Consider the following 11,713-nt stretch of genomic DNA (forward strand, 5'->3'; position numbering starts at 1 on the left):
TCGCGAGCAAGCCCGCTCCCACAAGGGAACGCATTCCAAATGTGGGCGCGGGCTTGCTCGCGAAGAGGCCCTGTCAGCCAATAGAGATCTTATTTGGCAGCCACTTTCTCGGACTTGCCGTCATAGCGCTTGCGCCACTCGGTCAGGATCTCGTCGCGATGCTTCGACGCCCAGGCAAAGTCGTTCTTGATCAGACGCTGCTCATAATCCGCCGGCAATTCAGTCTGCGGCTTGGCAATCCCCGGCTGCGCCAGCACCGCGAAGTTCTCTTTATAAAGCTCCATCGCCGCCGGGCTGGCCGAGAAGTCCGCCAGTTTCTTCGCCGCGTCTTCATGCGGTGTGCCCTTGATCACAGCGGTCGCTTCGATCTCCCAGCCCAAACCTTCTTTCGGCAGGATGATGTCCAGCGGCGCACCCTGGCGCTTCAACTGAACGGCCGGGTATTCAAAGGAAATACCGATCGGGAATTCGCCCGCCGCTGCGAGTTTGCAAGGCTTGGAACCGGAATGAACGTACTGGCCGATGTTCTGGTGCAGGTCGTCCATGTACTGCCAGCCCTGCTTCTCGCCGAAAGTCTGCAGCCAGGCGCTGACGTCGAGGAAACCGGTGCCGGACGAAGCCGGGTTCGGCATCACGATCTTGCCTTTGTACTCAGGCTTGGTCAGGTCCTGCCAGCTCACGGGTTTGGTCAAACCCTGCTTCTCGGCTTCGACGGTGTTGAAGCAGATGGTCGCGGCCCAGACATCCATGCCGACCCAGGCTGGCGGATTCGCGGCGTCGCGGTAGTTGCCGCCGATCTTGCCCAGGTCTTTCGGCGCGTAGCTTTGCAGCATGCCTTGTTGATCGAGAATCGCCAGGCTCGAAGCGGCCAGGCCCCAGACAGCATCAGCCTGCGGGCGGGCTTTTTCGGCCAGCAGTTTGGCGGTGATGATGCCGGTGGAGTCGCGTACCCATTTGATCTCGACGTCGGGGTTGGCTTTTTCGAAGGCTTCTTTGTAGGTCTTCAGTTGTTCGGCTTCGAGGGCGGTGTACACCGTCAACTCGGTTTTCGCCGCGAAGGCGTTCAGGCTGAAAGCGGTGAGGACAGCAGCGGCCAGGGCCAGGGGCTTGAACATGATCTTTTCCTGTTTTGAGTTGAGGTGTGCGGGATTGGAAATCAGTGGCCGGGGGCGGTCTGTCGCCAGGCCTGGGAACGGCGCAGCAATCCGCGCGAAGCCCAGGCCACCAGCAGGGACACGCCCGCCGAGGTGAACAGAATCAGGGTCGACATCGCCGCCGCGCCGCCGACGTTGCCGGCGTCATCCATGTTCAGCACCGCCACTGCCGCGAGAATGGTGTCGGGGCTGTAAAGGAAGATCGCCGCCGAGACAGTGGTCATGGCTGAAACGAACAGGTAGCGCACGATATCCAGCAGCGCCGGCAGGCAAATCGGCACGGTGACCCGCAGGTAATGCCGGTACAGCGGCGCCTTGAGCGATAGCGCGGCGGCTTCGAACTCGGCATCGAGCTGACGCAATGCGGTGGTCGCGGACATTTGCGCGGTGGTCAAATAGTGAGCAATGGTGCAGACCACCAGCAGGGTCATGGTTCCGTAGAGCACATGCAGCGGGTTGTCGGTGAGGTTGAAGAAGAAGACATAACCCAGGCCCAGCACCAGGCCCGGCACCGCCATCGGTACGAAACTGAGCATGCGCAGGGTCAGGTTCAGTCCGCGCTGGCCTTTGGTTTTTTCCATCAGGTAGGCGCCGGTGAAGATCAACACGCTGCCGATCAACGCCGTGCACAGGGCCATCTTCACGCTGTTACCGTAAGCCAGCCAACCGCCGCCCGCTGTGTCGTTGAACTGGTAATGGTTGAGCGACAGCGACAGGTTGTACGGCCAGAATTTCACCAGCGACGAGAACACCGCCATGCCGAACACCAGCAACAGCACCGCGCAGATCAGCAGCACGATGGCGAGGTAGCAGCCGTCGCGCAGCTTCGATGGCGCCGGTTGAAACACCTGAGCCCGGCCGCTCATGGAATCACCGTGACGCCGACGCAACCAGGCATCGACACCGAAGCTGAACAGCGCCGGCAGCAGCAGGACCATGCCGATCAACGCGCCGCGACCGAACTGCTGCTGGCCGACCACGGCTTTGTAGGCTTCCAGCGCCAGCACCTGATAGTCGCCACCGACCACCACCGGTACGCCGAAGTCAGTGATGGTCAGGGTGAAAACGAGGCAGAACGCGGCGAACACCGCCTGACGGGTTGCTGGCCAGGTGATGCTGCGGAAGGCTTTGGCCGGGCTGGCGCCCATGCTGGAGGCGGCATCGAAGAGGCGCGCATCCGCCAGGGACAGAGCTGACAGCAAAATCATCAAGGCGTGTGGGAAGGTGTAGATGACTTCGCCCAGAACGATGCCCCAGAAGCCGTAGATATTGTCCGAGAGAAAACCACGCAACAGGCCCTGGTTGCCGAACAGGTAAACCAGCGCAATACCCGGCAACATCGACGGCGCCATCAGTGGCAACAGCGACATGCCACGCCAAATGCCTTTACCGGGAATCAACGTACGTTGCAGCGCGTAGGCAAACAGGTAGGCCAGTGGTACGACGATGGCCGCGACGCTGAGGGAAACTTTCAGGCTGTTACCGAGCAACCAGTGGAAATTCGCACTGGTGACCAATTCACGCGCAGCCACCAGACCACCGCCCTGCCCGGCCTCCGAACTGAAACCACGCCAGAAGATCGCCAGCAACGGCATCAACACCGCGATGCCGAGCAACACCAGCAAAAGGACTTTGCCGCCGACCACGAACACACGGTCGCCGATCTCGGCACGGGAGGCCTGCCGAACCTGCTTGTGCGGTATCGGCAGCGCGATGTTCGCGCTCATCAGGCAAACACCTGCAGACTGCGCGGCGGCAAGGCGACCATGATCTGCTGCGCGCCGAGGCGCGGCATCGCTTCCGGCGCCAGCTCCGCCAGCAAGGCGTGGCCGGGAAGTTGATCGAGTTCGAAACTCATGCGGCAGCGGTTGCCGAGGAAGGTGATCTCGCGAACCTTGGCCGGGAACAGGTTTTCCTCATGCACCAGCGGGTTGACGTTGATCGCCTCAGGGCGGCAGAACAACCGGCCCGACGCAGTTTTTGCGCTACCGTCGGCCAGGCGCATGTTCATCCCGCCGACCTGGGCATGACTGTCGCTGCTGCGCCGGAAGGGCAGCCAGTTGCCCTGGCCGACAAACTCCGCCACGAACGGCGTGGCCGGGCGGTCGTAGATTTCCTGCGGCGTGGCGTATTGCTCGACCCTGCCGTTATTCATCACGGCGATACGGTCGGCCATCAGCATGGCCTCGTCCTGATTGTGGGTGACCATCAGGGTGGTGATGCCGAGGCTGCGTTGAAGTTGGCGCAGTTCGGTGCACAGGTGCTCGCGGACCCGAGCGTCGAGGGCCGACATCGGTTCATCCAGCAGCAACAACGAAGGCGCCGGCGCCAAAGCGCGGGCCAGTGCGACACGTTGCTGCTGACCGCCGGATAATTGGCCGGGGTACTTTTTCTCACTGCCGGTCAGGCCGACCAGCTCCAGCATCTGACCGACACGTTTGCGCACTTCGTCGCGACCGCTGCCGGCGAGGCCGTAGGCAATGTTCGCTTCGACGGTGAGATTGGGGAACAGCGCGTAGGACTGAAACAGAATGCCGTAGTCCCGAGCCTGCGGTGCCAGGTGGGAAACGTCGCGATTGCCGAGGTACAACTCGCCGCTGTCCTGTTTCTCCAGACCGGCGATGCAACGCAGCAAGGTGGTTTTGCCACAACCCGACGGGCCCAGCAGGCACACCAGTTCACCCGCCGCCACGTCGAGGGAAACGTTATCCAGCGCGGTGAAGGCGCCAAAGCGTTTCTGCACACCGCGCACCTTCATCGGGGCGCCGGGGTTGGTCAGGGCAGTTGCGATCGAGTGGTTCATGGACAGGCCTCATCAAGCAGATGGGGCCATCCTGAACGTGCAATGCGTCCGTCATGTGGCAGTGAGGCAAAAACGGCTGATAGTGGTATTCAGGGATTTGGGTTGGAGTCAAAAGATCGCAGCCTTCGGCAGCTCCTGCAGGGGAATGCGTTCGGCGTAGGAGCTGCCGAAGGCTGCGATCTTTTGATCTCAGACCGGCGCCATTTCCTGCGCCAGTCCCAGAAACGCCGCCGGCAACCGCGCGCCTTTTCGCTCCTTGAGGCAGTACAAATACTCGGGAATCTGCGGCGCATTCTCAATCGTCAGCACGCGCAGTTGCGGATCATGCGGCACTTCCTGCCGGGCGATGATGCTGATGCCGATGTTGCGCAGCACCGCCTCGCGGATCGACTCACGGCTGCCAATCTCCAGCAACGGCCCGAAACTCACCCCGGCGCTGGCCAGCAATTCTTCGGTCAACCGCCGAGTCGTAGAACCCGACTCCCGCATCAACAACGTATGCCCGGCCAACGCGCTGAGCGGCACATGATCGTGCACCGCCAGCGGATGATTGCGATGCACCGCCAACACCAGCGGATCGCTGCCAAGCACCCGGCGAATCAGTCGTGCATCGTCGAGCAATTGCGAAGACGCCGCGACATCGACCCGGTAATCCTCCAACGCTTCCAAAACCTGCTGCGAGTTGCCGATTTCCACCGACACTTCCACTTGCGGCAAGCGCTCGCGAAAGGCCTTCACCAGATCGAGGATGTAATACGGCGCCGTGGCGGCGATGCGCAAAGTGCCCTGGACCTGGCCGCTGTTACGCAGGAAAAACTCGATGTCGGCTTCCTGCTGCAACAGCGTCTTGACCATCGGCAGCAGCCGCGCACCTTCATCACTGACGCTGAGGCGGCGGCCGCCACGGTAGAACAGTTCAACCGAGTACTGGCTTTCCAGATTGCGGATCTGCGTGGTGACCGTGGGCTGACTCAGGCCGAGCTTTTTTGCCGCCAGGGTAATGCTGCCCAGGCGGGCCACCATGTAAAACGCCTTCAGCTCGGCACTCAGCACACCCGTTCCTCATCGACTACTTGCGCAACAGACGCAAACCATTGAACACCACCAACAGGCTAACGCCCATGTCGGCGAACACCGCCATCCACATGGTGGCGATCCCGGCGAAGGTTACCCCAAGAAAGATCACCTTGATGACCAAAGCGAGGGCGATGTTCTGTTTGAGGATGCTTGAGGTTCGACGCGACAGACGAATGAACGCAGGGATCTTGCGCAGATCGTCGTCCATCAGGGCGACATCGGCGGTCTCGATGGCGGTATCGGTGCCGGCGGCGGCCATCGCGAAACCGATCTGGGCGCGAGCCAGTGCCGGCGCATCGTTGATGCCGTCGCCCACCATGCCGACGCGATGACCCTGTGCATAAAGCGCTTCGATGGCTTGCAGTTTGTCGCTTGGCAGCAGATCGCCCCTGGCCTCGTCGATACCGACTTGCGCGGCAATCGCCTGGGCGGTGTGAGCATTGTCGCCGGTCAGCATCAGGGTTTTGATGCCCAGATCGTGCAGTTGCCGAATCGCTTCGCGGCTGGATGCTTTCACCGTATCAGCCACGGCAAACAGCGCCAGTGGGCCGGACTTGTCGAGCAACAACACCACCGACTTGCCCTGTTTTTCCAGCGCGAACAGCTTCTCTTCCAGCGCCGGCGAACACAGGCCCAAATCTTCCACCAGGCGATGGTTACCCAAGTGATAGACCCGGCCATTGATTTCCCCGCGTACACCACGACCGCCCAAGGCTTCAAAGTTATCCACAACGAGCGGCGCGGATTGTTTATCCACAGCCGCATTGGCGATGGCCAACGACACCGGGTGGTCCGAGCGCCCGGCCAGCGCTGCCGCAATCGCCGGGGCGGTCGCGTCAACGGTGGGATCAAGCGACAAATAATCGGTCTGCACCGGTTTGCCGTGGGTCAGGGTGCCGGTCTTGTCCAGGGCCAGGTAATCAAGCTTGTAACCGCCCTCCAGATAAACACCGCCCTTCACCAGAATACCTTTGCGCGCCGCTGCCGCGAGGCCGCTGACGATGGTCACCGGGGTGGAAATCACCAACGCGCATGGGCAAGCGACTACCAGCAAGACCAGCGCTCGGTAGATCCAGTCGGACCAGACGGCGCCCATGAACAGAGGCGGGATGACCGCCACCGCCAAGGCGAGCAAGAACACCGCCGGGGTATAGATTTTCGAGAACTGGTCGACGAAGCGCTGAGTCGGTGCCCGTGCGCCCTGAGCCTGTTCCACGGCATGGATGATCCGCGCCAGGGTCGAATTGTTCGCCGCGGCAGTAACGGAATATTCCAGCGAGCCTGCCTGGTTGATGGTGCCGGCGAAGACTTTGTCGCCCACGGTTTTCTCGATCGGCAGGCTTTCGCCGGTAATCGGCGCCTGATTGATGGTCGAACTGCCCGACACCACTTCGCCGTCCAGGCCAATCCGCTCACCGGGACGCACCCGCACTCGCGCACCGAGCTCGATGGTTTTGACCTCTTGCGTGACCCAACTGCCGTCGGCTTGCTGCACCGTCGCCTGTTCCGGGGTCATCTGCATCAAGCCGCCAATGGCGTTTCGCGCCCGGTCCAGCGACTTGGCTTCGATCAACTCGGCCACGGTGAACAGGAACATCACCATCGCCGCTTCCGGCCATTGGCCAATCAATATCGCGCCAGTTACCGCGATGCTCATCAGCGCGTTGATGTTCAGATTGAGGTTCTTGAGCGCGATCCAGCCTTTCTTGTAAGTGGTGAGCCCGCCACTGAGAATCGAAACCAGCGCGATGATGGCTACCACCCATATCGGTGCGGCGTCGGTGAAGTGGATCACTTCGGCAGCCAGCGCAGTTACACCAGACAGCGCCAGGGGCCACCAGTGTTTTTTCTCGGGGATCGGCGCTGGCGCTTCGGAGCCCTGCTCCATCGGTTCGGCCACCATGCCCAGCGACTTGATCGCCTCGATAATCGGCGCAGTGCTCGGCAGGTCATGGGTCACGCCCAAGACACGATTGATCAGGTTGAATTCCAATTGCTGCACACCCGCGAGCTTGCCCAGTTTGTTCTGGATCAGCGTCTGCTCGGTCGGGCAGTCCATCGCGTCGATGCGGAAACTGCTCAGCCGTGCGCCGTCGGTCGGCTTGTCGCTCAACTTGATCAGTGAAGGTACTGCCGCCTTGGAGGAACAGCAGGAATCGCCGTGCCCGCCATGCTCATGCTTCTGCACAGGCTGCAGCGTGTGGCTGTGATCGTGATCGTGATCGTGATCGTGATCAGACTCGGGTTTGTGGGTGTGAAGAGAATCGCTCATCAGGTCGCGTCCATAAGGTGCCTGTTGCCAAGTAAAGACCCTGTAGCCACTATAGGGTCAAGCACCCTTTTGGAGATGGCCGTCATGAAGATCGGAGAACTGGCGAAACTCACCGACTGCGCCGTGGAAACCATCCGCTATTACGAGCGCGAAAACCTCCTGCCGGAGCCGGCCCGCAGCGACGGCAACTACCGCGTCTACACCCAGGCCCACGCCGAACGCCTGACCTTCATCCGCAACTGCCGCACGCTCGACATGACGCTGGAAGAAATCCGCAGCCTGCTGGCCTTGCGCGACAGCCCGCAGGATCAGTGTGAAAGCGTGAATGCGCTGATCGATGAACACATTCATCACGTGAAAGCGCGGATAGATGGGTTGCTGGCGTTACAGACACAATTGCTCGACCTGCGCCAACGCTGTGGCGAAGGGCCGGATATCGATCAATGCGGGATTTTGCAGCGGTTGGAGGTGAGTGGCGGGGTTGTGGCAACGGAAGTTGAGCATTCCCATGTGGGCCGCAGCCACGGCCACTAAGCACACCCCAAATCAAATGTGGGAGCGGGCTTGCTCGCGAATGCGGTGTGTCAGACAACACTTCTGTCTACTGACACTCCCACTTCGCGAGCAAGCCCGCTCCCACATTGTTTCGGTGTTGAGGCTTAAACCGCCATCGGCGCGGTCATTGGGGCGTGGTGTTCGTAACCTTCCAGCGAAAAATCACTCGGTTCGATCAACTCCAGCCACTCCGGTTGATAAACCCCCGTCTTGGCAAACTCCGGCACGCGATCACTGATCACCAGCTTCGGCATCGGGAACGGTTCGCGCTTGAGCTGTTCATTCAGCATGTCCAGGTGGTTTTCGTAGACGTGCGCATCACCGATGAAATAGGTGAACCAGCGCGGCGTATAACCGGTCAGGCGACCGATCAGGCTCAGCAGCGCGGCGCCTTCGGTGAGGTTGAACGGCGTGCCCAAGCCCAGGTCATTGGAGCGGATGTAAAGCGTCAGAGAAATCTCTTTGGTCTCGACATTCGGGTGGAACTGGTACAGCAAGTGGCATGGCGGCAAAGCCATTTCATCAAGCTGCGCAACGTTCCAGCCGTGGAACAGGATGCGGCGGCTGCCCGGGTCCTTGATGATGGTGTCGACGCACTGGCGGATCTGGTCGATCGCCTTGTACAGCACCACGTAAGCCTGGCCGTCTTCTTCGCCTTCAGCGATCTGACGATAGCCTTGGTTCAGGGTTTGCTCGATGGCGGCTTTATTACTGACCGGAATCTGCTTGTACGCTGGCCATTTGCGCCATTGCACGCCGTAGATCTCGCCGAGATCGTCTTCACCCTGACGGAACGGGTTGGCCAGCCACTGCGCGTTTTCGTTGGCGTTCTGGTCCCAGACCTTGCAGCCCAGCGCGCGGAATTCCGCGGCGTTATTCACCCCACGCAGGAAACCGCACATCTCGCCGATGGCCGATTTGAAGGCCATCTTGCGTGTGGTGATCGCCGGGAAACCTTCTTTAAGGTCATAGCGCAGCATCGCACCCGGAAAGCTGATGGTGTTCACGCCGGTACGGTTGGCCTGTTTGGTGCCGTTCTTGATGACGTGGGCGACCAGTTCGAGATATTGCTTCATGAGTTACCTGTGTCCTTGAACCCGCAGCCGTCGCTGCGGGGTTCGAATTTATACGGCTGCCGCTGGAGTCGCCGGGGCGCGGTGATACGCCAGCCAGATCAGGAACAGACCGCCAACGATCATCGGTACGCAGAGCACTTGGCCCATGGTCAGCCAGTTCCAGGCCAGATAGCCCAGTTGCGCGTCCGGTACGCGGACGAATTCGACGATGAAACGGAAGATGCCATAGAACAGCGCGAACATCCCGGACACCGCCATGGTCGGCCGCGGTTTACGCGAGAACAGCCACAGGATCAGGAACAGCGCCACGCCCTCCAGCGCGAACTGATACAGCTGCGACGGGTGACGCGGCAACTGCGCTGGATCGCTGAACGGCGGGAAGATCATCGCCCATGGCACGTCGGTCGCCTTGCCCCACAATTCGGCGTTGATGAAGTTGCCGATACGCCCGGCGCCCAAGCCGATCGGCACCATCGGCGCGACGAAATCCATCAGTTGGAAGAACGACTTGTTGTTCTTTTTACCGAACCACAACGCCGCCAGCATCACGCCGATGAAGCCGCCGTGGAACGACATGCCGCCCTTCCACACCTCGAAAATCAGCGTCGGGTTGGCCAGATAAGCACTCAGATCGTAGAACAGCACATAGCCCAGGCGACCGCCGACGATAACACCCATCGACATCCAGAACACCATGTCGGAGAGCTTCTCCTTGGTCCAGGTCGGGTCGAAACGGTTGAGCCGGCGCGACGCCAGCAGCCACGCACCGCCGATGCCGATCAGGTACATCAGGCCGTACCAGTGGATTTTCAGCGGACCGATGGCCAGGGCCACCGGGTCGATCTGCGGGTAAGGCAGCATTGCGACTCCTCGTTAGAGTTGAAACCTTCAAAATTCCCGGGCGACGCTGCCACCTCAGGATTAAGCCAGGATTGTGCGGTGCGTCAGATCAGAAAACTCAAACCCACGCAGAACAGCAAAGCGGCGAACAGTCTTTTCAGCAACTTCGGCGACAGCCTGTGGGCCAGTCGCGCACCGAGGCGGGCGAAAACCATGCTGGTCAGGGCGATCCCCAGCAGCGCCGGCAAATAAATAAAACCGAGACTATGGGCCGGCAGCAACGGATCGTGCCAGCCCAGAATCATGAAACTTAATGCACTGGCCAGCGCGATGGGCAGGCCGCACGCCGACGACGTCGCCACCGCTTGCTGCATCGGCACACTGCGCCAGGTCAGGAACGGCACGGTCAACGAACCGCCGCCAATCCCGAAAATCGCCGAGGCCCAGCCAATCACTGTGCCGGCCAGGGTCAGACCGACTTTCCCCGGCACCGTTCGGCTGGCCTTGGGCTTGATGTCCAGCATAAGCTGCACGGCAATGATCAGGGCAAACACGCCGATGATTTTCTGCAGGTTCGGGCCGGAGATCGCTTCGGCTGTCAGCGCACCGAAACCGGCACCGAGCAGAATGCCGACGGTCATCCAGGCGAAGATCGGCCAACGCACAGCGCCACGGCGATGGTGTTCGCGCACCGCGTTGACCGAGGTGAAGATGATCGTCGCCAGGGAGGTGCCGACCGCCAGGTGAGTCAGGATCGACGCATCGAAGCCCTGCAGGGTGAAGCTGAACACCAGCACCGGGACGATGATGATCCCGCCGCCCACGCCGAACAGCCCGGCGAGCACTCCGGCACAGGCGCCGAGCGCCAGATAGAGCAGAAATTCCATGCTGTTTCCCCACCCAACCCCAAAACCGGAGCGGCATGGTAACGGATGCATGGCCTCGGGCTCCACTGGATGGCGATGGATACCAGCACAATGACTGCGTAGAGTGGGCAAAAAAACACACAAGGACCACCTTATGTGCCTGATTGTCTTTGCCTGGCGCCCGGGTCATGCCCAGCCGCTGATCGTGGCTGCCAACCGCGACGAATTCTATGCCCGGCCCAGCCTGCCCCTGGCGCAGTGGCCCGAAGCACCGCAGGTCTACGCCGGTCGCGACGTGGAAGCCGGCGGTACCTGGCTCGGTGTCGGCGCCAACGGGCGCTTCGCAGCCCTGACCAATATCCGCGACCCCCACCAACCGCCCGCCCGGAAATCCCGCGGTGAACTGGTCGCGCGATTTCTCAATGGCGACATGCCGATTGATGACTACTTGAGCGACGTTGTCGGACGTTCGCTGGAATATGCCGGATTTAACCTACTGATCGGCAATGCCAATGAGTTGTGGCACTACAACGCACGGGAGACTGAGGCTGTGCTGTTGCAGCCGGGCGTTTACGGATTGTCGAATGCGGGACTGGATACGCCGTGGCCGAAGCTGCTCAAGGCACGAGCGGCGCTGGAGACGGTTCTGGAGAATCCGCAGCCTGAGGCGTTGTTGGCACTGCTGAGTGATGCGCAGACGGCGCCGTTTGCGGAGTTGCCGGACACCGGGGTGGGCTTGGCGACCGAGACGTTGTTATCGAGTGTGTTTATTGCCAGCCAGAGTTACGGGACGCGGGCGAGTACGGCGTTGATTGTTCATGCCGACGGCACCCGGCATCTGGTTGAGCGGAGTTTTGGGCCGTATGGCGGGCATTTGGGGGAAGTGGAGATCAGGATTTAGATTTGTGTTGTCTGGTCGGACGCCTTCGCGAGCAAGCCCGCTCCCACGTTTGATCTCTGGTACGACGCAGATCGAATGTGGGAGCAACTGTCTTCACCCTGCCATTCGTCACCGCCATTCGGTGCCGTCTCTCAGCATGGCATTCAGTCTGATCAGTAATATTCGCATG

Annotated in this window: 10 protein-coding genes; 2 read left to right on the top strand and 8 right to left on the bottom strand. The window is 60.9% G+C overall.

Annotation, left to right across the window (positions count from 1 at the left end; genetic code table 11):
- Positions 1 to 89: 89 nt before the first annotated feature.
- The 5 genes from FBY04_RS16665 to FBY04_RS16685 form a co-directional block, all read right to left on the bottom strand.
- A complete protein-coding gene (locus tag FBY04_RS16665; protein ID WP_145315824.1) occupies positions 90 to 1,115 on the bottom strand; it encodes a putative 2-aminoethylphosphonate ABC transporter substrate-binding protein in 1,026 nt (341 codons plus the stop codon).
- A 41-nt stretch (positions 1,116 to 1,156) separates the two neighbouring features.
- Complete coding sequence (locus FBY04_RS16670) at positions 1,157 to 2,881, bottom strand: putative 2-aminoethylphosphonate ABC transporter permease subunit (RefSeq protein WP_145315825.1); 1,725 nt, start codon at positions 2,879 to 2,881, stop codon at positions 1,157 to 1,159.
- Positions 2,881 to 3,957 (bottom strand): putative 2-aminoethylphosphonate ABC transporter ATP-binding protein, encoded by a 1,077-nt coding sequence (locus FBY04_RS16675; protein ID WP_145315826.1) that lies wholly within the window; start codon positions 3,955 to 3,957, stop codon positions 2,881 to 2,883. Before FBY04_RS16675 ends, FBY04_RS16670 begins: the two co-directional genes overlap by 1 nt.
- A gap of 189 nt (positions 3,958 to 4,146) precedes the next feature.
- Positions 4,147 to 5,010: a LysR family transcriptional regulator gene (locus FBY04_RS16680; RefSeq protein WP_145315827.1), complete on the bottom strand. Its 864-nt coding sequence runs from the start codon at positions 5,008 to 5,010 to the stop codon at positions 4,147 to 4,149.
- 16 nt (positions 5,011 to 5,026) lie between these two features.
- A complete protein-coding gene (locus FBY04_RS16685) occupies positions 5,027 to 7,306 on the bottom strand; it encodes a heavy metal translocating P-type ATPase (protein ID WP_145315828.1) in 2,280 nt (759 codons plus the stop codon).
- An 84-nt stretch (positions 7,307 to 7,390) separates the two neighbouring features.
- Between FBY04_RS16685 and cadR the strand changes: the two genes are divergently transcribed.
- The gene (cadR, locus tag FBY04_RS16690; protein WP_084322495.1) at positions 7,391 to 7,840 is read left to right on the top strand and encodes a Cd(II)/Pb(II)-responsive transcriptional regulator; all 450 of its coding nucleotides are present in this window, start codon (positions 7,391 to 7,393) and stop codon (positions 7,838 to 7,840) included.
- Between the two features lie 125 nt (positions 7,841 to 7,965).
- On the opposite strand, the gene FBY04_RS16695 is transcribed toward cadR, so the two are convergent.
- The 3 genes from FBY04_RS16695 to FBY04_RS16705 all read right to left on the bottom strand — a co-directional run bounded on the left by FBY04_RS16695 (position 7,966) and on the right by FBY04_RS16705 (position 10,664).
- Positions 7,966 to 8,937, bottom strand: coding sequence for a thymidylate synthase (locus tag FBY04_RS16695; protein ID WP_084320392.1), 972 nt, complete (start codon positions 8,935 to 8,937; stop codon positions 7,966 to 7,968).
- A 48-nt stretch (positions 8,938 to 8,985) separates the two neighbouring features.
- The gene (lgt, locus tag FBY04_RS16700; protein WP_017341323.1) at positions 8,986 to 9,798 is read right to left on the bottom strand and encodes a prolipoprotein diacylglyceryl transferase; all 813 of its coding nucleotides are present in this window, start codon (positions 9,796 to 9,798) and stop codon (positions 8,986 to 8,988) included.
- Between the two features lie 83 nt (positions 9,799 to 9,881).
- Entirely contained in the window at positions 9,882 to 10,664 is a 783-nt protein-coding gene (locus tag FBY04_RS16705) for a sulfite exporter TauE/SafE family protein (protein WP_084320391.1), read from the bottom strand.
- A gap of 133 nt (positions 10,665 to 10,797) precedes the next feature.
- On the opposite strand from FBY04_RS16705, the gene FBY04_RS16710 reads away from it, so the two are divergent.
- Positions 10,798 to 11,544, top strand: a complete 747-nt coding sequence (locus tag FBY04_RS16710; protein ID WP_084320390.1) for an NRDE family protein — start codon at positions 10,798 to 10,800, stop codon at positions 11,542 to 11,544.
- The last annotated feature ends 169 nt before the right edge of the window (positions 11,545 to 11,713 follow it).

The sequence above is a fragment of the Pseudomonas sp. SJZ080 genome (assembly GCF_007828295.1).
Classification (GTDB): domain Bacteria; phylum Pseudomonadota; class Gammaproteobacteria; order Pseudomonadales; family Pseudomonadaceae; genus Aquipseudomonas; species Aquipseudomonas migulae_A.

Excerpts from the sequence above, each read along its gene's own strand:
- FBY04_RS16665 (WP_145315824.1), bottom strand. The coding sequence starts at position 1,115 with ATGTTCAAGCCCCTGGCCCTGGCCGCTGCTGTCCTCACCGCTTTCAGC.
- FBY04_RS16670 (WP_145315825.1), bottom strand. The coding sequence starts at position 2,881 with ATGAGCGCGAACATCGCGCTGCCGATACCGCACAAGCAGGTTCGGCAG.
- FBY04_RS16675 (WP_145315826.1), bottom strand. The coding sequence starts at position 3,957 with ATGAACCACTCGATCGCAACTGCCCTGACCAACCCCGGCGCCCCGATG.
- FBY04_RS16685 (WP_145315828.1), bottom strand. The coding sequence starts at position 7,306 with ATGAGCGATTCTCTTCACACCCACAAACCCGAGTCTGATCACGATCAC.
- cadR (WP_084322495.1), top strand. The coding sequence starts at position 7,391 with ATGAAGATCGGAGAACTGGCGAAACTCACCGACTGCGCCGTGGAAACC.
- FBY04_RS16695 (WP_084320392.1), bottom strand. The coding sequence starts at position 8,937 with ATGAAGCAATATCTCGAACTGGTCGCCCACGTCATCAAGAACGGCACC.
- lgt (WP_017341323.1), bottom strand. The coding sequence starts at position 9,798 with ATGCTGCCTTACCCGCAGATCGACCCGGTGGCCCTGGCCATCGGTCCG.
- FBY04_RS16705 (WP_084320391.1), bottom strand. The coding sequence starts at position 10,664 with ATGGAATTTCTGCTCTATCTGGCGCTCGGCGCCTGTGCCGGAGTGCTC.
- FBY04_RS16710 (WP_084320390.1), top strand. The coding sequence starts at position 10,798 with ATGTGCCTGATTGTCTTTGCCTGGCGCCCGGGTCATGCCCAGCCGCTG.